This is a genomic window from Embleya sp. NPDC025285, assembly GCF_055558835.1.
Genome location: NZ_JBVHLU010000034.1, coordinates 60,170 through 81,694, shown reverse-complemented (window position 1 = coordinate 81,694; position 21,525 = coordinate 60,170). Strand labels below are relative to the sequence as shown.

Annotated in this window: 20 protein-coding genes; 11 read left to right on the top strand and 9 right to left on the bottom strand. The window is 71.5% G+C overall.

Annotated elements, in window-relative coordinates; translation table 11 throughout:
* Positions 1–83: 83 nt before the first annotated feature.
* Together trpS and tsaA are read left to right on the top strand one after the other, a co-directional pair.
* Positions 84–1,136 carry a tryptophan--tRNA ligase gene (trpS, locus tag ACZ4FV_RS23530; protein ID WP_465323216.1) on the top strand — a complete coding sequence of 351 codons (1,053 nt, stop codon included), beginning with the start codon at positions 84–86 and terminating at the stop codon, positions 1,134–1,136.
* Between the two features lie 104 nt (positions 1,137–1,240).
* Positions 1,241–1,657, top strand: coding sequence for a tRNA (N6-threonylcarbamoyladenosine(37)-N6)-methyltransferase TrmO (tsaA, locus tag ACZ4FV_RS23525; RefSeq protein WP_395858715.1), 417 nt, complete (start codon positions 1,241–1,243; stop codon positions 1,655–1,657).
* Between the two features lie 69 nt (positions 1,658–1,726).
* Here tsaA and ACZ4FV_RS23520 read toward each other — a convergent pair whose 3' ends face one another.
* Positions 1,727–2,173 carry a hypothetical protein gene (locus ACZ4FV_RS23520; protein ID WP_465323207.1) on the bottom strand — a complete coding sequence of 149 codons (447 nt, stop codon included), beginning with the start codon at positions 2,171–2,173 and terminating at the stop codon, positions 1,727–1,729.
* A gap of 164 nt (positions 2,174–2,337) precedes the next feature.
* Entirely contained in the window at positions 2,338–2,775 is a 438-nt protein-coding gene (locus tag ACZ4FV_RS23515) for a hypothetical protein (RefSeq protein WP_465323206.1), read from the bottom strand.
* A 262-nt stretch (positions 2,776–3,037) separates the two neighbouring features.
* Between ACZ4FV_RS23515 and ACZ4FV_RS23510 the strand changes: the two genes are divergently transcribed.
* The gene (locus tag ACZ4FV_RS23510) at positions 3,038–3,763 is read left to right on the top strand and encodes a TetR/AcrR family transcriptional regulator C-terminal domain-containing protein (protein WP_465323205.1); all 726 of its coding nucleotides are present in this window, start codon (positions 3,038–3,040) and stop codon (positions 3,761–3,763) included.
* Between the two features lie 309 nt (positions 3,764–4,072).
* Entirely contained in the window at positions 4,073–6,205 is a 2,133-nt protein-coding gene (locus ACZ4FV_RS23505) for an MMPL family transporter (RefSeq protein WP_395858711.1), read from the top strand.
* A gap of 180 nt (positions 6,206–6,385) precedes the next feature.
* On the opposite strand, the gene ACZ4FV_RS23500 is transcribed toward ACZ4FV_RS23505, so the two are convergent.
* The 3 genes from ACZ4FV_RS23500 to ACZ4FV_RS23490 all read right to left on the bottom strand — a co-directional run bounded on the left by ACZ4FV_RS23500 (position 6,386) and on the right by ACZ4FV_RS23490 (position 10,938).
* A complete protein-coding gene (locus tag ACZ4FV_RS23500; RefSeq protein ID WP_395858710.1) occupies positions 6,386–7,333 on the bottom strand; it encodes a MerR family transcriptional regulator in 948 nt (315 codons plus the stop codon).
* A gap of 85 nt (positions 7,334–7,418) precedes the next feature.
* Positions 7,419–9,047 carry an ABC transporter substrate-binding protein gene (locus ACZ4FV_RS23495; RefSeq protein WP_402231052.1) on the bottom strand — a complete coding sequence of 543 codons (1,629 nt, stop codon included), beginning with the start codon at positions 9,045–9,047 and terminating at the stop codon, positions 7,419–7,421.
* Between the two features lie 340 nt (positions 9,048–9,387).
* Entirely contained in the window at positions 9,388–10,938 is a 1,551-nt protein-coding gene (locus ACZ4FV_RS23490) for an alkaline phosphatase D family protein (RefSeq protein WP_465323204.1), read from the bottom strand.
* A gap of 219 nt (positions 10,939–11,157) precedes the next feature.
* On the opposite strand from ACZ4FV_RS23490, the gene ACZ4FV_RS23485 reads away from it, so the two are divergent.
* Entirely contained in the window at positions 11,158–11,949 is a 792-nt protein-coding gene (locus ACZ4FV_RS23485; RefSeq protein WP_402231047.1) for an SDR family NAD(P)-dependent oxidoreductase, read from the top strand.
* A 32-nt stretch (positions 11,950–11,981) separates the two neighbouring features.
* Here the strand turns inward: ACZ4FV_RS23485 and ACZ4FV_RS23480 are convergent, their stop codons facing one another.
* Together ACZ4FV_RS23480 and ACZ4FV_RS23475 are read right to left on the bottom strand one after the other, a co-directional pair.
* Positions 11,982–12,524 carry a YqeB family protein gene (locus tag ACZ4FV_RS23480; RefSeq protein ID WP_395858706.1) on the bottom strand — a complete coding sequence of 181 codons (543 nt, stop codon included), beginning with the start codon at positions 12,522–12,524 and terminating at the stop codon, positions 11,982–11,984.
* A gap of 218 nt (positions 12,525–12,742) precedes the next feature.
* Positions 12,743–13,678, bottom strand: a complete 936-nt coding sequence (locus ACZ4FV_RS23475; protein ID WP_465323203.1) for an NADP-dependent oxidoreductase — start codon at positions 13,676–13,678, stop codon at positions 12,743–12,745.
* A gap of 156 nt (positions 13,679–13,834) precedes the next feature.
* Between ACZ4FV_RS23475 and ACZ4FV_RS23470 the strand changes: the two genes are divergently transcribed.
* Complete coding sequence (locus tag ACZ4FV_RS23470; protein WP_395858704.1) at positions 13,835–14,833, top strand: GlxA family transcriptional regulator; 999 nt, start codon at positions 13,835–13,837, stop codon at positions 14,831–14,833.
* Positions 14,834–14,970: 137 nt separating this feature from the next.
* On the top strand, positions 14,971–15,783 hold the full coding sequence (locus ACZ4FV_RS23465; protein WP_465323202.1) for an SGNH/GDSL hydrolase family protein: 813 nt from the start codon (positions 14,971–14,973) through the stop codon (positions 15,781–15,783).
* Here the strand turns inward: ACZ4FV_RS23465 and ACZ4FV_RS23460 are convergent.
* Complete coding sequence (locus tag ACZ4FV_RS23460; RefSeq protein WP_395858702.1) at positions 15,773–16,780, bottom strand: ArsR/SmtB family transcription factor; 1,008 nt, start codon at positions 16,778–16,780, stop codon at positions 15,773–15,775. The genes ACZ4FV_RS23465 and ACZ4FV_RS23460 overlap by 11 nt on opposite strands.
* Positions 16,781–16,868: 88 nt before the next feature.
* On the opposite strand from ACZ4FV_RS23460, the gene ACZ4FV_RS23455 reads away from it, so the two are divergent.
* The 4 genes from ACZ4FV_RS23455 (at position 16,869) to ACZ4FV_RS23440 (ending at position 20,864) form a co-directional block, all read left to right on the top strand.
* Complete coding sequence (locus tag ACZ4FV_RS23455; RefSeq protein WP_395858701.1) at positions 16,869–18,116, top strand: MFS transporter; 1,248 nt, start codon at positions 16,869–16,871, stop codon at positions 18,114–18,116.
* Between the two features lie 399 nt (positions 18,117–18,515).
* Positions 18,516–18,878 (top strand): YciI family protein, encoded by a 363-nt coding sequence (locus tag ACZ4FV_RS23450; protein WP_331770782.1) that lies wholly within the window; start codon positions 18,516–18,518, stop codon positions 18,876–18,878.
* Complete coding sequence (locus tag ACZ4FV_RS23445) at positions 18,875–20,125, top strand: RNA polymerase sigma factor (protein WP_465323201.1); 1,251 nt, start codon at positions 18,875–18,877, stop codon at positions 20,123–20,125. Before ACZ4FV_RS23450 ends, ACZ4FV_RS23445 begins: the two co-directional genes overlap by 4 nt.
* Positions 20,126–20,297: 172 nt before the next feature.
* On the top strand, positions 20,298–20,864 hold the full coding sequence (locus ACZ4FV_RS23440; RefSeq protein ID WP_395858699.1) for a dihydrofolate reductase family protein: 567 nt from the start codon (positions 20,298–20,300) through the stop codon (positions 20,862–20,864).
* A 106-nt stretch (positions 20,865–20,970) separates the two neighbouring features.
* Here ACZ4FV_RS23440 and ACZ4FV_RS23435 read toward each other — a convergent pair whose 3' ends face one another.
* On the bottom strand, positions 20,971–21,483 hold the full coding sequence (locus ACZ4FV_RS23435) for a VOC family protein (RefSeq protein ID WP_395858698.1): 513 nt from the start codon (positions 21,481–21,483) through the stop codon (positions 20,971–20,973).
* Between the last annotated feature and the right edge of the window lie 42 nt (positions 21,484–21,525).

Below are 21,525 nucleotides of genomic sequence, written 5' to 3'. Positions count from 1 at the left end.
CCTCCGTTTCGGTCCTCCCGACCGAGTCGGCAGTGCCCACCGCCCCTACTGTCCCGATCGATCCGATCGACCCGATCGACCCGATGGGCACGAACGCCGCGCAGGCTCGAAGTGCCGTTGTAGAAGAGCGGATTCGTCGCGAACCGGGGCGCTTTCGAGTGCTCACCGGGGACCGCCCGACCGGACGGCTGCATCTGGGCCACTACTTCGGCACCCTGCACAATCGGGTGCGCCTGCAGAATCTGGGTGTCGAGCAATACCTGGTCATCGCCGATTACCAGGTGCTCACCGACCGCGACGTGGCCGACCGGCTGATGGAGCACGTCGACGGGCTGCTGCTCGACTACCTGGCGGTCGGGATCGACTCGGACCGGACCACGATCTTCACGCACAGCGCCATCCCGGCTCTCAACCAACTGCTGCTGCCCTTCCTGAGCCTGGTCTCGGTCGCGGAGCTGGGCCGCAATCCGACGGTCAAGGACGAGATCGCGCACTCGCGGCAGGCGGCGGTGAGCGGGCTGATGTTCACCTATCCCGCGCACCAGGCGGCCGACATCCTGTTCTGCAAGGGCAATCTGGTCCCGGTCGGCCAGGACCAGCTGCCGCACTTGGAGCTGACCCGCACCATCGCCCGCCGCTTCAACGACCGTTACCCGGCCGGTGGGCGTCCCGTCTTCCCCGAACCCGAGGCGCTGTTGTCGGCCGCGCCGCTGCTGCTCGGCACCGACGGCACCAAGATGAGCAAGAGCCGGGGCAACGCGATCGAACTGGCGGCGACGGCGGACGAGACGGCGAAACTGATCCGCGGGGCCAGGACCGACGCCGACCGGCACATCACCTACGACCCGGAGGCTCGCCCGGAGGTGTCCGGCCTGGTCCTGCTGGCCGCGCTCTGCCAGGGCCGCGATCCGCGTCGAGTGGCGGAGGAGATCGGTACGGCGGGCGCCGCCGCGCTCAAGCGGACGGTCACCGAGGCGGTGAACGAGTTCCTGGCTCCGATCCGGGTCCGCCGCGCCGAGTACGCGCGCGACCCGGCCCAGGTCCGCCGCATCCTGCGCGCGGGCAACGAACGCGCGGACACGGTGGGCCGGGCGACGTTGCGCGAGGTGCGCGAGGCGATGATGAGCCTCTACTGAGCACAGGCCGTCCCACGGATACGACCGATGCACACCGACGGTGACCCGCCGGCCGCGTGCTCGGCGGGTCACCGGTCGGTGTGGAGGATGAGGAGGTGGTCCCGGTGATCCGGGATTCGTACGCGGTGCGACCCATCGGCAGGGTCGAATCGGTGCTCGTGGACCGGCGTTCGGCGCCCCGGCAGGCGGACGAGGGGGCGCCGGACGCGTGGTTGGTGTTCGCGGAGGAGGTGCGCGCGGGACTCGGCGACCTGCGCGCGGGCGACGAGGCGGTGCTGCTGACCTGGCTGGACCGCGCCGCCCGGGACGTACTGACCGTGCATCCGCGCGGCGACCGGGAGCGGCCGGCCACCGGCGTGTTCAGCACCCGCTCACCGGACCGGCCGAACCCGATCGGGCTGCACCGGATCGTGATCGTGCGGGTGGAGGGCCTCAGGGTGCACGTACGCAACCTGGAGGCGATCGACGGCACTCCGATCCTGGACCTCAAGCCCGTCCTGGGCCCGACATCCGAACGCTGAGGACGCCGACACACCCCCGGCGTACCCGCCGGGACGGGGTCCTGCACCGCGTACCCGGCCGGCATGCGGTCAGCCGACGAGGTTCGCGATCCGGGCCGGGTCCTTCGCGGCCGGCCGCTTCGGCCGATCCCGCATCAGGTACGCCACCAGCACCGCGGATACCAGCAGCATCGCCGAGCCCGTCCACAGCGCCAGGTGCAGGCCGTCCATGAACGCGGTCGTCGTGGCGTCGCGCACGACCGCCGGCGTGTCGCCCAGGTGCCCGAGCCCGCCGCCGGCACCCGACGTGCCGGCGTCGACGATGCGGCGCGCGTCGTCCGCCGGGACCCGCGCGTCGGCCAACAGCTCGGTCAGTCGGCTCGACAACCGCGCGGTGAGCACCGCGCCGAGGGCGGCGATGCCGACCACACCGCCCAGTTCGCGGGCGGTGTTGGTGACTGCGGAGGCCATGCCGGCGCGGGCCGGTTCGACGCGGGACATCACCGCGACCGAGATCGGCGTGAAGCACAGGCCCATGCCCGCGCCGAGGAACGGCAGTACCCAGAAGAATTCGAGATAGGAGACGTCCTTGCCCTAGAACGAGAGCCCACCGAGCGCGACCGCGCACAGCGCCAGTCCGGACGCGAGCGGTACACGCGGGCCGATCCGGCCGGCCAGGTGCCCGGAGATCGGCGCCGCGATCATGATCGCCAGGGTCGACGGCAGGGACGCGAAGCCCGCCCGGGTCGGCGAGTAGCCGAGCGCGTCCTACATGTACAGGCCGAGGAAGAACAGCGCGCCGAACATCCCGAAGCCCACCGCGATCCGCCCCACACCGCGGCGCCGATCACCCGGTCGCGCAGGAAGCCGACGTCGAGCATCGGTTGGGGGACCCGCAGTTCCACCAACACGAAGGCGATCAGCGCACCGGCGGCCCGCGTGGCTGCGGCGAGCACCCGGACCGAGCCCCAGCCCTGGGTCGGGCCCTCGATCAGCGCGAACACCAGCGCGCCGATGGCCGGCACGCCCAGGACGAGCCCCGGCACATCGAACCGGCCGCGACGCTCGGCGAATTCGGGCAGGACCACGGCGCCGACCAGGATTCCGGCGACGCCGATCGGCACGTTGATCCAGAACACACTGGCCCAGCCCGCTCCCTAACGCTGTTAGTTGCCGTCTAACGGTGTTGGATTGCACTTCGTCGGGCGCCGACGCAAGAGGATCGATGCGGATCCGGGAGCGGCGGCGGCCCGAATGAGGAAGGAGAATGACCTGAATCCGCGCGACGATCGACCCGACGGTTCGGCGGTGACGCCCGCGGGGGTCGACGACAGGGAGTGGGCATGACGGGCAAGGGCCGGGCGCCGGCGGGCGGCGCGCGACGTCCTGGAGGCGTTGTCGATGCGCTCGGTGGCGGCCGAACTCGGCGTGCGGGCACCGTCGTTGTACTGGCACGTGCGGGACAAGGACAAGGAGGAATTGCTCGACCTGCTCGCCGATGGGCTGGTCGGGCTCGGCGTCTCCGCGTTGCCGCCGCTGCGCGGCGACTGGCGGATCGAACTGGGCGAACTGGCCTGGGCGTTCCGCGCGTTCCTGAACCGGAGACGGGATTCGGTACGGGTACTGATCGGTCGTTTCCCGACCGGTCCCGGGATGGCCGCGGTGATGGAGCATCAACTCGCCATGCTGGATCGCGCCGGGTTCGACCGGCAGGACGCGGCGTACATCACCTACGGCCTGAGCACCCCGGTGACCGGGTTCGTGTACAGCGAACAGCGGCCGGTCTCGGCCGCGGCCGCCGCCGGAGTGCCGATCGGCGAGGCGGTGGGCGCGATCGGCGACACCATCGAGGCATTGCCCGCGGACACCTACCCGAACCTGGTGGCGACCGCGCGTGAACTCACCGGGCCGGGCATCGACGCACGCTTCGAGTTCGTCCTCGAACGTTTTCTGGACGGCCCGGCCATGCTGCCCCGGACGACGAGGGCCGACCCGGACCCAACCGACCCGACCGGTTCGCCGGAACCAACCAACCGACTCGACCGACTCGACCGGCAAGACCTGACGACGAGCCACGAGGACCGGACGGTAGGCTCGCGTGCCCACTCCGTCATGATTCGACGGTGAATCACGCCTCTAATTCGGCGAGTTCACCAGGAATTAACCCGCCCTGTGCCCAACTGGGCGGTATTGGGTGGACGGTAGTGCCATCCATCCAGGACAATCCGCCGTCGGGCTGTCGGCAAGCGATGAGTTTCGGGGCGCCGCGCAGTCTGAACTCCTGTATGCAACACAACTATTTCGACACCGTCCGGTTGGCTCCGGACGGTGTCGTGGACAGTCTCGATCACCGGCCGTCAAACCCGGCGTCGAGCTGACTCCATGTTGTCGATCGACCGCTGCTTCCTTGGAATCAGCCCATCAGCTGGGGGAAACATGAACCGGATCAAGGCGCTTGCGGCGTTGCCGTGCGGGCGTCGATCCAAGTGGGTCGTGCTGGCCTTGTGGGTGGTGTTGCTCGTCGTGGCAATGCCGCTCTCGAGCAAGCTGACCGACGCTCAGAACAACGAGGTCTCGTCCTGGCTGCCCGCCGAGGCCGAATCCACGAAGGTCATTCACGAACAGAAGGACTTCCGTCCGGACACGACGGTTCCCGCCGTCGTGGTCTACGAGCGGGAGTCCGGTCTGACGCCGGACGACACGAAGGCGATAGCCGAGGACCAGGCCAAGTTCGGCACCGCCAAGGGTGTCACGAGCCAGGTCGAGCAGCCGACGTTCGATCCGCTGAACAAGGCCGCGCAGACCCTGGTCCCGATCACCGTCAAGGACGGCGGCTGGAACGACCTCGGTGACGCGGTCGATCAACTCAAGGAAGCCCTGAAGGACAATCCGGAGGGCCTGAAGTCGTACGTCACCGGCCCGGCCGGACTCGGTTCGGACCAGGCCTCCGCGTTCGAGGGCATCGACGGGACGCTGCTGTACGCGACGCTGGGCGTGGTCGTCCTGATCCTGCTGTTCACCTACCGCAGCCCGGTGTTGTGGCTGCTCCCGGTGATCTCGGCGGTCGCGGCGCTGTTCATGGCGCAGGCCGTGGTGTACCTGTTCACCAAGGCCGGTCTGGTCGTCAACGGGCAGAGCGCGGCCATCCTGACCGTGTTGATCTTCGGCGCCGGCACCGACTACGCGTTGTTGCTGATCGCGCGCTATCGCGAGGAGCTGCACCGGTACGAGGACCGGCACGACGCGATGGCGGCCGCGCTGCTTCGCGCCGGTCCGGCGATCGTGGCCAGCGCCGCGACGGTCGGCGTCGGCATGTTGTGCCTGATGGCCGCCGAGATGCAGTCCACCAAGGGCCTGGGGCCGGTCTGCGCGCTCGGTGTGCTGGTCGCCTTGGTCGCGATGACCACGCTGCTGCCCGCGCTGCTGGTGATCGTCGGCCGCTGGGTGTTCTGGCCGATCCGCCCGGCGTACGAGCCGGACGCCGTCACGCACGACGAGAACGGCATCTGGGCCAAGGTCGGCCGGCAGATCGCCCGCGGTCCGCGTGTGGTGTGGATCGTGACCGCGGTCATCCTCGGCGTGATGACCATCGGTCTGACCAACCTCAACGGCGACGGCATCGCCAACAAGGACTCGTTCACCAACAAGCCTCAGTCGATCAGCGGCCAGGAGGTCTCCGAGCGCTACTTCCCGGCGGGCTCCGGCGACCCGATCGTGGTGATCGGCCGGGAGTCGGCCGGGGCGACGCTGATGCAGACGCTTCAGGCGACCCCCGGGATCGCCCCCAACGGCGTGCGCCAGACCGGCGCGGCGAACGGGCGGGTGCAGATCGAGGGCGTGATGAGCGACTCGCCCGACTCGGCGGCGGCCAAGGCGACCGTCAACCGGGTCCGCACCGCGATGCACGCGGTACCGGACGGCGCGGCCAAGGTCGGCGGCGGCACGGCGACCCAGATGGACATCGCCAAGGCGTCCGAGCACGACGACAAGGTGATCATCCCGCTCATCCTCCTCGTGGTGCTGATCGTGCTCGGCCTGCTGCTGCGGGCGGTGATCGCACCGCTGGTGCTGATCGCCACCGTGGTGTTGTCCTTCGCCGCGGCCCTGGGTATCAGCGTGTTCCTCTTCGAGCACCTGTTCGGCTTCAAGGGCACGGACGTGAGCTTCCCGCTGTTCGTGTTCGTGTTCCTGGTGGCGCTGGGCATCGACTACAACGTGTTCCTGATGAGTCGGGTGCACGAGGAGTCGAAGAGGCACGGGACCCGGCGCGGCGTGCTGATCGGGCTGTCCGCGACCGGTGGTGTGATCACCTCGGCCGGCCTGGTGCTGGCCGCCACGTTCGCGGTGCTCGGCACGCTGCCGATCGTCTCGTTCGCCGAGATGGGCTTCACCGTCGCGCTGGGCGTATTGCTGGACACCTTCATCGTGCGCTCGGTCCTGGTCACCGCGCTGGGTCTGGACATCGGCCGCAAGATCTGGTGGCCGAGCAAGCTCGCGCAGCGCCCGGACGAGGAGGACGAGCCGAAGGCCGGCGGCGACGGCGACCGGGAAGGCGTCCTGGTGAGCTGATCCATCGCGGGGCCGGTTCCACCGGCACCGGATGATCGAGGGTGGTGGGCGGATCGCATTCGCCCACCACCCTCTTCGTGTTCGTACGGGGAATCCGTCGCGCCCGGGCAGGCAACGCGCGGGTCCGCCCACGGTGAGGCCGAACGCCGCGAACCTGCGCCGCCCGCGGCGTGCCGGGGACTAGGCGGTGCCGTTCCGGGCGCGGAGCGCGGCGAGGAACCAGGTGAAGACCGGCGTCATGCTCGGCCAGGACGGCCATCCGTTCATCACGCCCAGCAACTGCCAATAGCGTTCGGCGCGCGGGTCGGTGCCGATCTCGAAGCGCTCGACCAGCCAGGCGACGAAGGCCGCGTCGGGAGTGCGACCGAACGTGCCGGCGTACCGCGCGAGCAGGTCGGCGACCACCGGTTCAGCCTCGGGCGAGGTCGGCTCGACGCCGGCCGTACGGGCCGCCTCGACCAGTTCGCGGGTGATGGCGGTCAGCCGCTCGTGCGCGTCCGGCGCGACGTCGTCGCCGCGGCCGCGCGCCTGCGCCTGGTACTCGGCCATCCGCCGAATCGACGCGCGGAAGTCGGGATCGGCGACCAACTCGCCGAGCTCGACCCACGCCTCGAGCTGCTCGGAGGTCGGGTCGTCGGGCAGGTTCGGCAATCCGCAGCGCATCTTGGCCAGGAAATCCGGGTCGACGTCCAGGTCGGCGAAGGTCGCGTCGAGGAAGTCGGTGACGATCTTCCGGCGCTCCTCGTCGGACAGTTTCGCGAGCTTGTGCATCAGTTCCAACTCCTCGGGACTCGATCCCCGCCGAGCCACCGCGCGCAGCACGGCCCGACGCAGCCGTAGGGTGCGGATCTGCGTGTCCACCGCGTTCGCGTGCGCCCGCGCGACCTCGCCGACGGTGACCTCGCGCGCCAACACGCGACGAATGGTCTCCAGATCGATGTCGAGGTCGCGCAGCGTGCGTACGAGTTCGAGGCGGACCAGCGCGTCGAGGTCGTACAGCCGGTAGCCGGCGGGACTTCGTTGAGTGGGCGGCACGACACCCGCGTCCGCGTAGAACCGGATCGTGCGAACCGACAGGCCGGTCCGCCGCGCCAGGTCGCCGATCGAATACAGGGTCGCGCCGTCCATGTCCCTCACCGTGCCGTCTCCACCGGGTGGAGACTCAAGTCCGGAGCCCGAGCCTACGAGTTCGCGGCCCGGGGAGCGGCCCTGATCAGCCCTTGAGCCCGATCCGGTCCATCAGCACCATGCCGTCGTTGGTGAGCACCATGCCCACCACCGTCGACCGGTGGAACCCGGTGACCACGGACGACTGGTACGTCCACAGTGGCGCGTCCTGCTTGAGCTGCGCGGCGACCGCCGTGTACGCGGCCTTGCGCTGGGCCGGGTCGTTGGTGGTCCGGGCCTTGTCCAGGTTCTGGTCCACGGTGGGGTTGGCGTACAGCAGGTAGTTGTTCGGGCTGGTGCTGTACAGGTTCACGTACAGCCCGGGTTCGGCGTCCGAGAGGTAGTAGCTGAACATCGCGGCCTGGTAGTTCTTGTTGATCACGATGTCGGTCTGGAACGCGGCGATGGGCATCGGCGCGATCTTGACGCCGATGTTCTTCAGGCCCTGGAGCGAGGTCATGATGTACTCGGCGGTCCGCTGCGCGTTCGCGTTCTGCGGGATCGAGTACGTGAAGTCCAGCGGCTTACCCTCGGCCGCCAACTCGTTCAGCAGCCGCTGCGCCTCCGCACGGTCGGTGCGCTGAACGGTCTCGGTACCCGGCTCCACCAGCGGGCTGTCCGGCGGGAAGATGCTGTGCGTGGGCGTGCCGTTGCCGCTGAAGGAGATCTTGTTCACCTCGTTCGCGTCCAGCGCGAGCTGCACCGCGCGGCGGGCCCGGACGTCGTCGAACGGAGCACGCTTGTTGTTGAAGTAGAGCGACTCGCCGCCGATGATCGTGACGACCTTGGTCTCCAGGCCCTTCTGCTTGGCCTTGACCGGGTCCTCCGCGTTGACCGAGACCTTCAGGTCGGCGCCGCCGGAGTAGACCGTCTCCAGCGCCTGCGTGCTGTCCTGGATGATCTTGAACACCACGGTGTCCGCGTACGGCTTGGCCGCGCCCTGCCAGTAGCCCGGGTTCTTGACGAACGTCATGTGGTCGCCGTTGGTCCACTCCTTGAACGTGTACGGACCGGCGCCGACCGGGTTGCGGGCGAAGCCGGCCGGGTCCTTGCGGTACGCGGTGGGCGAGACGATGAAGGACAGATTGGACGCGACGATGTGGTCGAAGTTGGCGTTCGGGCCGCTCAGCGTGATCTTGAGCGTGGTGGGGTCGACCACCTCGGTGGCCTTGACCGCCTGGATCGTGCCCGCCTGGTACGACTTGCGCGCGGGCGCGGCGTGCTCGTCCCAGGTGAACTTCACCGCCGCCGCGTCGTAGGGCGTGCCGTCGGAGAACTTGACGTTCGGCTTGAGCTTGAGCGTCCACGAGGCGTTGCCCGGGTCCGGAGTCAGGCTCTCGCCGATTTGCGGCATCACCTTGCCGGTCTTCGCCTCGTGCCAGAAGAGCGAGTCGTAGACCGCGTTGAGCCGGGTGTTGTCGGTATAGGAGTTGCTCAGCGCGCCGAACGGGTCCATCGAGCGCATGTCGCTCGCCATCGCCACGGTCAGCGTCCCACCACTCTTGGGCATGACCGTGGAGGTGTCCGTGTCCTTGGCCGCCTTGTCCTCGCCGCCGCCGCACGCGCCCAGCAGCAGGCACGCGGCGACGGCGGGGATCACGGTACGGAAGGCGCGCCCGCCGGCGGGGCCCCGGGCCGGGGCGTCGGGGCCCGGTATAACGCGTTTCGTGTCCATGTCTGTGCCTCGCTTCGATCTGTGCGTCGACCCCCGAGGGGCAACCGGTGGCGGAGCATAATCGAAGCCGTGAACGATCTTTGTCGCGCTTTTTCGGGTACTGATGGATGTTTCGCCCGGCGCGGCTCCGGCGCGGTCTCGGCGGGGCCCCGACGGTGCTCGCGGGCAAGTTCCTTATCGCCTGGTCCGGTTGATCGACCGCGCCCGGAAGCCCTCGTCCGTGCGAGGGCTTCCGGGCGGTGTGCCGAGGTCGGGTGCCTGATGTCTGTCGGGTGCCCGGTGCCCGGTGCCCGGTGCCAGGTGCCAGGTGCCAGGTGCCGGATGCGCGGCGCCGCGGGTGTCAGCGCACCGGCCGCAGGGTCTTGCTCCACAGCACGGTGGAGGCGCCGTCGCGCAGATTGATCGTCAGATCGCCCGAGGGGCCGTCGATCTCGACCTCGCCGAAGTGCTGGAAGCCTTCCAGCGGCGAGTAGTTCGCGCGCGGCGGCGCGTGCACGAACTCGGCCTTCGGGCCGAACGTGCCGTCCAGCGCGTTGGGGCCGAACGCGCCCGCGTTCAACGGACCCGAGACGAACTCCCAGAACGGGTCGAAGTCCTTGAACGCCGCCCGCGCGGGGTCGTAGTGGTGCGCCGCGGTGTAGTGCACGTCGGCGGTCAGGAAGACGATGCCGCGCACGCCGCGTCGTTGCGCGGTGCGCAGGATCGTGGCGAACTCCATCTCCCGACCCAGCGGCTTGCCCGGGTCGCCCTGCGCGACGCCCTCCTGCGCGGCGGCGCCGTCCGGCACCACCAGGCCCAGCGGCAGGTCGTTGGCGATCACCTTCCAGGTGGCCCGGCTCTGCGACAGGCCCTCGATCAGCCACCGCCGCTGCCGGTCGCCGAGCAGCCCGCGCTCGGGGTCGGCGTAGCGGTTGTCGCCGTTGGGGTCCTTGTAGGTGCGCATGTCCAGGACGAACACGTCCAGGTGCCGGCCGTAGGAGAGCTTGCGGTAGACCCGGTCGTCACCGATCGGTACCCACTCGCGGAACGCCTGCCTGGCGCGTGCGGCGAGCACGTCGACGCGCTTCTCGGTGTAGCGCGCGTCGTCCAGGATCTGGCCCGGGTACCAGTTGTTGCGCACCTCGTGGTCGTCCCACTGGACGATCTGGGCGACCTCGGCGGCGAACGCCCGGTAGTTGCGGTCGAGCAGGTTGTAGGCGAACTGGCCCCGGTACTCGGTCAGCGACTCGGCGACCTTGGACTTCTCCGGGGTGACCACGTTGTGCCAGATCCGGCCGTCGGGCAGTGGGACGCTCTCCACCAGCGGGCCGTCCGAATAGACCGTGTCGCCGCTGTTGAGGAAGAAGTCCGGACGCAGGCGGCGCATCTGCTCGAAGATGGTCATGCCGCCGATGTCCGGGTTGCTTCCCCAGCCCTGGCCGACGGTGTCGCCGGACCACACGAACCGCACGCCGGAACGGCTGCGCTCGCTCGGCGCGGTGAGCAGCGAACCGGTCACCGCCTCGCCCGCCGCGCCGCGCTCGCCCTCGACCCGGACACGGTAGTGGATCCGCCGCCCCGCCGGCAGGTCGCGCAGACGAACCCGGCCGGTGAGGTCACCGGCCGCAGTCAGCCACGGACCCCGCACACGGTGCGCGTCGCGCAGGTCGGGCCGGGTGCCGTACTCGACGATCAGCCGACCCGGCCGATCGGCGCGGCCCCACACGATCGCCGAGGACGCGGTGGCGTCGCCGCTCTGCACACCGTGGCTCAGGCTCGGCCGGCCGGAGGCCACGTACGCGGGCGCGTCCGACGTCGAGGCCGAGGCCGCGCCCATAACCGGGGCGATCGCCAGGCCCGCGCCGACGACGGAACCGGTGCGCAGGAGGGTCCTTCTGTCCACTGAGGTCATGGACATGTGTGTAGTGGCGCCGGGCGACGTACCGGCGAACGCCGGCTTGCCGGCTCGTCAAGTCTGGTCGGCGGGCCGGGGGCGACCGAGCGGTCCGGCGCGCGGGCGGCGGCCCGGGCGAAGGGTCTCTTGTTTCCGTCGGCCGCTGCGCCGATGATCCGTTCCACGCGGGCGCCGGCCGCGGCGGGTGGCCGGCCGTGACGAAGGGTGGGCCACGGCATGGGCGCACGGTTCGACGGACAGCGGGTGCTCGTGACCGGCGCGTCCTCCGGGATCGGCGCGGCGACCGCACGCGCGTTCGCTCGCGAGGGCGCGGTGGTCGGGCTGTGCGCGCGCCGGACCGATCGGCTGACGCGGGCGCTGGCCGACCTTCGCGAGGACAGCCCCGACTCGCGGATGTGGCCGTTGGACCTGGCCGCGTTGGAGGCCCTCCCGGACTTCGCGGCGACGGTGGAGCGGGAACTCGGCGGGGTGGACATCCTGGTGAACAACGCCGGCATCCCCAAGCGGCGGCGCAGCGCGAAGTTGTCCGGTGAGGATCTGCGCGAGGTGATGACGGTCAACTACGAGGCGCCGGTCCGGCTGACCGCCGCGCTGCTGCCCGCGATGTTGGCCCGCGGCACCGGACACGTGGTCAACGTGTCGTCGATGGGCGTGCACATGTTCAGCTACGGCGTCGGCGCCTACGCCGCCTCCAAGGCGGCCCTCGAACTGTGGACCGAGGCGCTCTATCTGGAACTGGCCGGCACCGGCGTGGCCGCGCACTTGTTCGTGCCCGGTACCACGCTCACCGAGTTCAGCACCGAACGCGAGGGCAACGACCCGCCGTTCCCGGCCGACCCGAGGAGCGCCGCGACGCCGGAGCAGGTGGCCGCCGCACTCCTGGACTGCGTGGGCGACGACGCGTTCGTCACCTACGCCACCGCCGGGGACGCCGAGACGGCGCGGACCAAGAACGCCGACCCGAACGCCTTCCTGCGCGCGATGCGCGACCGTCTGACACCGCGCTGACCGGGGGATCGAAGACACGTCCCAGGCACGCGCTACCCGGGTTCGTCGGTGGTGCCGTGCTCGCGCCAGGGGTAACCGTGTGCTCGGAACGCCCGGGCCACCGCACGCCGTCCGACCCGCGGCAGGCCCCCGCCGAGCGGGTGGGCGTCGTGGTCGAACAGGACCACCCGCTTGCCGTCGGGCCGGACCGCGCCTATCCCGGTCCGCTCGATCGTGGTGGTCCGGTCGTTGTGCTCGAGCAGGACCCGGGTGTCGGTGAGGGTGAAGCGGGTCGACTCGGCGACGGCGACGAACGCGACGCCCAGGCCCAGGATCAAGCCGAGGGCCGCGCCAATGGCGACCTGCGACGGCTGCTCCGCCGTGCCGACGAGGCGCACGACCGAGCGCATCGGCAGGACCGGCAGTTCAAGCGCCAACCGCGCCAGCGGCGGCAGTACGAACCCGAGCAACAGTCCGAGCGCCGGTAGCCCGCCGAAGATCGCCACCCGATCCGCGCGCGAGTAGCCCAGGACCGTGCGCCTCTCGGCGGCCTGCGCCGCCCACCCGCCCGTGTGGGCGGATCGCTCCTCGGCCATGGCGTGCCCTTCCCTTTTCCCGGTGGGCGGCCGGATCGGTCCGCCTCCACCTCGATGCTAGGGAGACCCGGTCGGCGCCCGCAGCGGCCGAAGGTCGATCACACGCAGACTTATGTCGAGAGCGCCGAGCCGAACCGCCGCGCACGTCGCCCGGCGGCCCCGCGCCGAGCGGGGTGCGGCGTGCGTGGGGGCCGATCGGCTCGGCCCCGGTGGCCCGACTACTCCACCACGCTCAGCACGATCTTTCCCGCAGTGCGCCCGCCCTCGCCCAGTTCGTGCGCCTTGCCCACCTGCTCCAGCGGCAGCACCGCGTCGATCACCGGCCGCAGCAGACCCGCCTCGACCAGCGCCGCGATCTCCTTGAGCCCACCCTGATCCGGCTCCACGATGGTGAACCCCGCGCGCAGCCCCGCCGCCTCCGCGACCGGCACCAGGCCCACCTCCGCCGGCGACGCCAGCGAGACCACCAAGCCGCCCGGCCGCAGCGTGCGCAGCGAGCGCGGCCCGTACTCGCCGCCGATCGTGTCCAGCACCACGTCCACGTCGCGTACCGTCTCGGCGAAGTCGACGGCCGTGTAGTCGATCACCTCGTCCGCGCCGAGCCCGCGCACCAACTCGTGCTTGGCCGCGCGGGCGGTGCCGATCACGTACGCGCCGCGCGCCTTGGCGATCTGGACCGCGAGGTGGCCCACGCCACCCGCCGCGGCGTGGATCAGCACCCGTTGACCGGGGCGTACACCGGCCGCGTCCACCAGCGACTGCCACGCGGTGAGCGCGGCCAGCGGCAGCGCCGCGGCCTGCACGTGCGACAGGCCGGCCGGCTTGCGGGCCAGGTGGCGCGCCGGGGACGTGACGAACTCGGCGTAGGCACCGGCCGGCAGCGGCAGTCGGGGCATCCCGAACACCTCGTCGCCGGGCCGGAAGACGCTGACGCCCAGGCCGACCTCCTCGACCACGCCCGATACGTCCCAGCCCAGCGGGACGGGAGTGTCGCCGATCAGCCCGCCGCTCGCCCGGTGCCAGTAGTCGGTCGGATTCACCCCGGCCGCGTGCACCCGGACCAGGACCTCGGCCGGCCCGGGCGACGGGCGCTCCACCTCGGCCACCCTCAGCACCTCGGGTCCGCCCAACGTCTCCTGTCGAATGGCGCGCATCGTCATCACATTCCCCTGCCGTGTTCGGGTCGATCGTGCCCGGCGCGGTGACCGGGACCGTTCGCCGGTTCTCCGCGCCCGGCGTGGGACCAACCCTGTCGGGGCTGCCGGAGCCCATCGAGTGGCCCGATGGCCAATATGTGCAAGGATCAGGCCATGCATCGCGTCGTGGTCCTGGCCCTGGAAAACGTCTATCCCTTCGAACTGGGCATCCCGGTCCGGATCTTCGGCACCGCCACCGGCACCGACGGGGAACCGCTGTACGAGGTGATCACGTGCAGCCTCGACGGCCGACCGGTGCGCACCAGCGCCGACTTCACCATCGCCGTCGAGCACGGGATCGAGGCACTGGCGACCGCGGACACACTGGTACTGCCGCCCTTCGTGTGCGGCGTGGACGAGAACGCCGAACCGGACTGGCTCCCCGAACCGCTGGGCCGGGCCCTGGCCGGGCTGCGCCCGGGAGTGCGGATCGTGTCCATCTGCACCGCGTCCTACGTGCTCGCCGCCGCCGGCCTGCTGGACGGTCGCCCGGCGACCACGCACTGGAACGAGGCCGACCGGTTCCGCAAGCGTTTCCCCCGGGTCGACCTCGACCCGGACGTGCTGTTCGTCGACGACGGCGACATCCTCACCGCCGCCGGCGTGGTCGCCGGCATCGACCTGTGCATGCACCTGCTGCGCCGCGACCACGGCAGCGAGGTGGCCAACCGGGTCGCACGGCGCTGCGTGGTGCCGCCGTGGCGCGAGGGCGGCCAGGCGCAGTTCATCGAACGCCCGGTGCCGGAGCCGTCCTCGGCGGCCACCTCGGCGACCCGGGAATGGGCGCTCGAACACCTGCACCGCCCGCTGTCGTTGGCCGAGTTGGCGGACCACGCGCGGATGAGCGTACGCACCTTCACCCGGCGTTTCCGGGACGAGGTGGGCATGACGCCGGGCCAGTGGTTGACCCGGCAACGCGTCGAGCACGCGCGGCGGCTCCTGGAGACCACCGACCTGACCGTGGACCGGATCGCCGACCGGGCCGGCTTCGGCACCGGCGCCTCGCTGCGTCAACACCTGGTCGCCACCATCGGGGTGCCGCCGATGACCTACCGCCAGACCTTCCGCACCCACGACCGGGCGCCCGCCGATCAGGTGCCCGCACGCGGGTGAGGGACCGTCCGCCCGCGTCGCCCCGACCGCGAGCGGGGTGGTCGGGGCGTCCTTCCGACGGGTGACCGGGATCAAGTCGGCCGACCGGGCGGCCGATACCTCCGACAACGTGCATACGTTCCGGAGGAGATCCACTCGTGCCGTCGCCGTCCCGTGTCGCCGTCTCCCTCGCCGCCGCCGCGACCCTCGCGCTCGCGGGGATCGCCGCGCCCTCGGCCGCGGCACCCGCCGCCGTCACGGCGCCCGAGGGCGGTTACGCGGCACTGGGCGACTCGTACAGCTCGGGCGTCGGCGCGGGCGGCTACCTCGCGGGCGGCGGCGATTGCAAGCGCAGCGCGAACGCCTACCCCGCGCTGTGGCAACAGGCGCACGCGGCGGCCGCGTTCGACTTCGTCGCGTGCTCCGGGGCGACCACGGCGGAGGTGCGCGCACGGCAACTGTCCGTGTTGGACGGCGACACCACGCTCGTGACGATCAGCGCGGGCGGCAACGACGTCGGCTTCGCCGAGACGATCAGGACCTGCGTCCTGGGCGGGGACCGGGACTGCTCGGACGCGGTGGCCCGGTCGATGGCGTACACGCGCGACCGGCTTCCCGCGGACCTGGACGACACCTACGCGCGGATCCGCCGGCAGGCGCCGAACGCACGGCTCGTGGTGCTGGGCTATCCGCGCCTGTTCGAACTCGGCACCTGCCTCCTGGGGTTGAGCGAGAGCAAGCGACGCGTGCTGGACCAGGCGGCCGACACCTTGGTGGAGACCACGGCGGGTCGCGCGGCGGCCGGCGGCGCCGATTTCGCGGACGTCCGGGATCGGTTCGCGGGGCACGGGGTGTGCGGCGCGCAGGAGTGGCTGCACGGGCTGACGTTGCCGGTCGACGAGTCGTACCACCCGACCGTCACGGGGCAATCCCGGGGATACCTCCCGAGCCTGGTGGCGATCACCGGCTGAGTGTCCCGCCGGGTCGGTCCGAACCCGCGGCCAACACCTCGCCGAGGGCGGTCTGTTGGTAGTGCACCGAGCGGCCCACCCGGATGCCGGTGATCAGATCGGCGCGGCGCAGCACGGCCAGGTGGTCGCCGACCGTTCCCAGGCCGAGGCCGAGCCGGGCCGCGAGCTGGGTGGTGGTGGCCCGGGTGGCCAGCGCGCGCAGGATCATCGCCCGCGTGGTGCCCAGCAGATCGGCCAGCGCGGCGTCGTCGGCGCGGGCCGGAGCACCCAGGAGTTCGGCCACGCCGCGCGCCGGATACACGATGGCGTACGGCCACGGCGGCTCCACGTAGGCGATGAACGCACCGAACGCCGACGGGACGAACAGCAGTCCGGCGCCGTCGAGCTTCACCGTGTCGGCCGCGTGGCCGGTCACCTCGATCACGCCCTCGTCGCGCCACCGCAGCCGCGGCGAGAGATCGCTCAGCGCCGCACCCCAGCCGTACGCCGCCAACCGCCCGGCGGTACGCACCAGATCGCGCTCCAACACCGCGCGCAGCGCCGGCCACCGCGGCTCCAGCAGCGTCGTCCACGCGGCCTCGATCGCGTCCGCCAATCGGGCGACCACGTCGGGGGAGTCGAGCAGCGCCCGGACCGAGGCCGAGGGCGGGCGCAACCCTTCCAGGTTGCGCGCGATCTCGCCGTGGGCGCGGGCCGCCGACGTGGCCCGCACCGCGGCGAGCTCGTCCCCGATCCCGGCCGGGGTCCCCGAGGGCGGCGGGTGCAGGAAGTCCGCGTTGTAGGCGCCGCGCCGATACAGCGTCGTCATCGCCGCGACCGCCGGCAGCTCCCGCCGCAGTCGCTCGTACGCCGGCCGCAGCCGCTCGATCCACGGCCGCAGCGGCCCGGCCTGATGGTTTCCCGACAACGTCCGCAGCACCATCACCGTCTCGCCCAGCGGGGAGATGCCGAACCTGCTGCGGGCCACGTCGGCCGGCCCGACCTCGATCCTGAGCATGCCTGGCCTCCCACTCGGCAGCCTGCCAGGTTTCGGTGCTGCCCGAAAGGTTGGCCGGCGCGCGGCGTGGCGCGGCACGCTCGCCCCCATGATCGGCGACGACGTCAAACCGGCGACCTACCGCGAGGTCTTCGCGGTGGGCGCCTTCCGGGTGCTGTTCGGTTCCTATGTCCTGCTGCTGATCGGCGACACCGTGCGGATGCTCGCGCTCGCGGTGCTCGTCTACGAACGGACCGGGTCGCCGGCGCTGTCCGCGCTCGCGTACGTCGCCGGGTTCGTTCCGCAGGCGCTCGGCGGTGCGCTGCTGCTGTCGCTCACCGACCGGGTGCCGGTGCGCGCGGCGATGGCCGGGTACGACCTGATCCGCTGCGCGCTCGCGCTGGTGCTCGCGCTCGACGTACTGCCGGTGTGGACGGTCCTGTTGCTGCTCGCGAGCGTCGGACTGGTCAGCCCGGTCGCGGGCGCCGCGCGCCAGCGCACACTGCCCGAACTGCTGCACGGCGACGCCTACGTACTGGGGCGCTCGGTGTTCGGGATGACCGCCGGCGCGACGCAGGTGCTCGGCTTCGCGGTCGGCGGCCTGCTGCTCGCGCTGGTCGGGTCGAGCGGCGCGCTGCTGTTCGCGGCGGCGACCGCGCTGGCTTCCGCCGTGGTCGTGCGCCTGGGCCTGGCGCCGGGGCCGCGCACCGAGCGCACCGGGTCGACCCGGGCCGAGGGCACGGTGCGCGCGACGCTGCGGGTCAATCGCGAACTGCTCGGCGATCGCACGGTGCGCGGCCTGCTGCTGGCCCAGTGGATCCCGGCCAACCTGGCCGTCGCCGCCGAGGGCGTGGTCGTCCCGTACTCCCCCGGTCACGCCGGTGTCCTGTACGGCTCGGCCGCCACCGGGATGTTGCTCGGCGACCTGGTGGTGGGGCGCTTCGTACGCCCGGCCCGCCGCGAGCGCCTGGCGCTGTGGCTCGCCCTGCAACTCGGCGTCCCGCTGCTGTTCTTCGCCGTGGGTCCGCCGCTGTGGGTGAGTGCCGGCCTGTTCGTCCTGTCCAGCGCGGGTCTGTCCTACCAACTCGGCCTGCAACGCCGCTTCCTGGAGGCCGTCCCGAAGGCCGGCACCGGCCAGGCGATGGGTCTGGCGATGACCGGCACGATGACCCTCCAGGGCCTCACGATGGCGGGCGCCGGAGCACTGGCCGGGGTGCTGGAACCGGCTCATGTGATCGTGCTGGTCGGGGCGGCGTCGATCGCCGGCACGCTGGCGATTCACCGGGTGCTGTTGCCGGGCCGGGTCGCGCGGGCGGTGATACCGGCTCCGGTGGCCGAACCGGGTCGGGTCGCCTGACCCCCGGACCCCACTCCCGATCGGGACCCGGGTCGATGAGGATCCCGGGTCCGGCCTTCGGCCGGAGCCCGGTGCGTTCGGGGGGCATCCGGGGGCGGCGTGGGAGGTGGTCGTTCGGGGAACCCCGGAGGGGTCCGGGAGGGCGCAACTCCGGAGGTTCCGGGAGGGCGCGAGCGTCCTCGGCGCATCGATCCGACATTCTGTGCGCCGGGATGTCGAGAACCGTCGGCCGGCTCCGACCCGGTTGCGAGTGGCCCGCCGGGGGGATTCGGGAGACCGATCCCGAGCACCCCCGATCGGGCCGCCGCCCGGATCGGACCGAGCGGGGGCGCGGACCGCGTGGATCGTGTGCACCGTGTGGGCCGACCCGAACAGACCAGAGCGACCAGGAGGCACCCGATGAAGTTCATGCTGCTGATCCACAACCGCCCGGGATTCGTGGAGGAACTCTCCGAGGCGGAGCGCACCGAGTTGTTCGGCGAGGTCGACGCCCTGATGGCGGAGCTGACCGCGTCCGGGGAACTGCTCGGCGGCGAGGCGCTCGCCGATCCGGCGCAGACCCGGACGGTCCGGGTCCGTGACGGTGTACCGGCGGTCACCGATGGCCCGTTCGTCGAGGCCAAGGAGCACTTCGCCGGCTATCTGCTGGTCGAGTGCGAGAGCACCGAGCGAGCCGTCGAGATCGCCGCACGCTGGCCGGACGCCCGGTACTGGGCGATGGAGGTACGCCCGGTGATGACGGATTCCGGGACGGAGATGTGAGCCCGGACGCGCACGTCGAGGGCCTGCTGCGGGAACTGACCCCGCAGGTCCTCGGCGTGCTCGTCCGCCGGCACGGCCAGTTCGACGCCTGCGAGGACGCGGTCCAGGAGGCGCTGCTGGCCGCCACCGTGCAGTGGCCCGAGGAGGGGATCCCGGACAGTCCCTGGGGCTGGCTGCTCACCGTGGCCGACCGGCGGCTGATCGACCACTGGCGCAGCGAGCGGGCGCGGCGCAACCGCGAGGAGCGGCTCGCCGCGCGAGCCCCGGCCGACGAGCACGTCTCGCCCGCACCCGACGACGACGCGCCCGGCAACCGCGACGACACGCTGACCCTGCTGTTCTTGTGTTGTCACCCCGCGCTGACGGGGGCCTCGCAGGTCGCCTTGACGCTGCGCGCGGTCGGCGGCCTGACCACCGCGCAGATCGCCGACGCGTTCCTGGTGCCCGAGTCCACCATGGCGCAGCGCATCAGTCGGGCCAAACAGCGGATCAAGGCCGCCGGCGGTCGGTTCGGCGGTGCGGTCGGGCCCGAGTCGATCGAGCGCCTGGGCGCGGTGCTGCACGTGCTCTATCTGATCTTCAACGAGGGCTACACCGCCGGCTCGGGCCCCGATCTGCTGCGCACCGACCTGACCGGCGAGGCGATCCGGCTGACCCGCGCGGTGCGCCGGTTGCGGCCGGACGACGGCGAGGTGTCCGGCTTGCTCGCGCTGATGTTGCTGACCGATGCCCGCCGGGCCGCGCGTACCGCCCGGGACGGCGGACTGATCCCGCTGGCCGAGCAGGACCGGAGCCGCTGGAACGCGGAGGCGATCCGCGAGGGCACCGAGTTGGTCACCGACGCGCTCACGTGGGGACCGCCGGGGCCGTACCAGGTGCAGGCCGCGATCGCCGCGGTGCACGCGGAGGCGGCGCACGCCGACGATACGGACTGGCCGCAGATCCTCGCGCTGTACCGACTGCTCGCGCACCTGTCGCCGGGCCCGATGGTCATCCTCAACCAGAGCGTCGCGGCGGCGATGGTGCACGGCCCCCGAGCCGGCCTGGATCTGCTCGACACACTGGCCGAGGACGAGCGGATGACCGGCCACCACCGTTTCTGGGCGGTCCGCGGCCATCTGCTCGAACTGGCGGGCGACGGCGAAGCGGCCCGGGAGGCGTACCGCACGGCTGCCCGCCGGACCACCAGCCTGCCGGAGCGGCGCTACCTGGAGATACGCGCGGCGCGGATGACCGGCGAGGGGTGATCCCGATGACCGGCGGGGTACCCGGGCACGGGGCACCTTCGCCCGCCCGTGCACCCGTTCGTGCAGGGGTTCGAAAACTTTTCCCGGGAATCCGCCGGGAGGTGTCGAGGACCGCGACCCGGCTCCGACCTCTCCGTGAGAACACCGAAGACCGACACTGCGGGAGCCCGACATGCGCAAGATCCTCTACATGGTCCACCAGTCGCTCGACGGTTACATCGAGGGCCCCAAGGGCGAATTCGACTGGCCGGTGATGGGCCCGGAGCTGTCCGACTTCGGGCAGACGCTGAACGCGGGGGTCGACACGTTCCTGTACGGCCGGGTCGTGTGGGAGATGATGGCCGGCTACTGGCCGAACGTCGAGACGATCTCCACCGACCCGCACGACCTGCGGTTCGCGCCGGTCTGGCGGGCGACCCGGAAGGTCGTCGTCTCGGCCACGCTGGAGCGGGCCGAGTGGGGCGCCGAGGTGATCGGCGCGAACCTCGCCGAGGACATCGCCGCGCTCAAGCGGGAGCCCGGCAAGGACATCCTGCTCACCGGCGGGGCCGGACTGGCCAACGCGCTCACCGGGCTCGGCGAGATCGACGAATACCTGGTCTTCGTGCACCCGGTGATCCTCGGCGGCGGCAAGCCGGTCTTCCGAGCCGACGAGACCCGGCACCCGCTGGCGCTGGTCGAGTCGCGGACGTTCGACGCGCGCACCGTCCTGCTGCGCTACGAACGAGTGGGCGAGTAGCGGTCGTTCCCGTTTCGGCGGCGGCCCCCGGCGGTTCGGCCCGGGAGCCGGCGGGCCGCGGCCCCCAGTCCTCGGCCCCCAGTCCTCGGCCCCCAGTCCTCAGCCCTCAGCCCGGAAGATTGCCGGCCGCGCGGTCGGCGAGCCAGCCGTCCAAGGCGGTTCGGGCCTCGGCGGCGTCCTGTTCGGTCAACGGGCGGGACTGGTGGGTGATTTCCAGGTGCACGCCGTTGGGGTCGAAGCAGTACACCGAGTACCAGACGCCTTCGTGGTCGATCGGGCCCCGGACCTCGACCCCGTGTCGACGGATCTGCTCGGCCATCGCGTCGACTTCGGCGACGGAGTCCACGGCGAGCGCGACGTGCCGGGTCCACCATTCGAGACCGTCGGGCACGGGCGCGTACGCCTTCGCCACGTCGAAGAACGCGATGCACTCACCGCTCGCGAGCGCGTAGAAGACGTGCAGGAAGGGCGCGGTGACCTCGCCGCTGCTGGTTGTCCGGGACTCTTCGCGGACCGCGCCCACGAGTTCGGCACCGACCGCCTCGGTCCAGAAGCGGTGTGTCGCGACCAGATCGCGGGTCTGGTAGGCGAGGTGGTTCAGCGCTACCGGTACGGCCATGCCGTGCTCCTGTTCGCCCGACGGTGAGCAACTTCGGTGCAC

Coding starts and splice junctions, on each gene's coding strand:
- ACZ4FV_RS23505 (WP_395858711.1), top strand. CDS start 4,073: ATGAACCGGATCAAGGCGCTTGCGGCGTTGCCGTGCGGGCGTCGATCC.
- ACZ4FV_RS23510 (WP_465323205.1), top strand. CDS start 3,038: ATGCGCTCGGTGGCGGCCGAACTCGGCGTGCGGGCACCGTCGTTGTAC.
- ACZ4FV_RS23450 (WP_331770782.1), top strand. CDS start 18,516: ATGAAGTTCATGCTGCTGATCCACAACCGCCCGGGATTCGTGGAGGAA.
- ACZ4FV_RS23495 (WP_402231052.1), bottom strand. CDS start 9,047: ATGGACACGAAACGCGTTATACCGGGCCCCGACGCCCCGGCCCGGGGC.
- trpS (WP_465323216.1), top strand. CDS start 84: ATGGGCACGAACGCCGCGCAGGCTCGAAGTGCCGTTGTAGAAGAGCGG.
- ACZ4FV_RS23440 (WP_395858699.1), top strand. CDS start 20,298: ATGCGCAAGATCCTCTACATGGTCCACCAGTCGCTCGACGGTTACATC.
- ACZ4FV_RS23500 (WP_395858710.1), bottom strand. CDS start 7,333: ATGGACGGCGCGACCCTGTATTCGATCGGCGACCTGGCGCGGCGGACC.
- ACZ4FV_RS23485 (WP_402231047.1), top strand. CDS start 11,158: ATGGGCGCACGGTTCGACGGACAGCGGGTGCTCGTGACCGGCGCGTCC.
- ACZ4FV_RS23475 (WP_465323203.1), bottom strand. CDS start 13,678: ATGCGCGCCATTCGACAGGAGACGTTGGGCGGACCCGAGGTGCTGAGG.
- ACZ4FV_RS23435 (WP_395858698.1), bottom strand. CDS start 21,483: ATGGCCGTACCGGTAGCGCTGAACCACCTCGCCTACCAGACCCGCGAT.
- ACZ4FV_RS23480 (WP_395858706.1), bottom strand. CDS start 12,524: ATGGCCGAGGAGCGATCCGCCCACACGGGCGGGTGGGCGGCGCAGGCC.
- ACZ4FV_RS23470 (WP_395858704.1), top strand. CDS start 13,835: ATGCATCGCGTCGTGGTCCTGGCCCTGGAAAACGTCTATCCCTTCGAA.
- ACZ4FV_RS23455 (WP_395858701.1), top strand. CDS start 16,869: ATGATCGGCGACGACGTCAAACCGGCGACCTACCGCGAGGTCTTCGCG.
- ACZ4FV_RS23490 (WP_465323204.1), bottom strand. CDS start 10,938: ATGACCTCAGTGGACAGAAGGACCCTCCTGCGCACCGGTTCCGTCGTC.
- ACZ4FV_RS23520 (WP_465323207.1), bottom strand. CDS start 2,173: ATGGGCCTGTGCTTCACGCCGATCTCGGTCGCGGTGATGTCCCGCGTC.
- ACZ4FV_RS23460 (WP_395858702.1), bottom strand. CDS start 16,780: ATGCTCAGGATCGAGGTCGGGCCGGCCGACGTGGCCCGCAGCAGGTTC.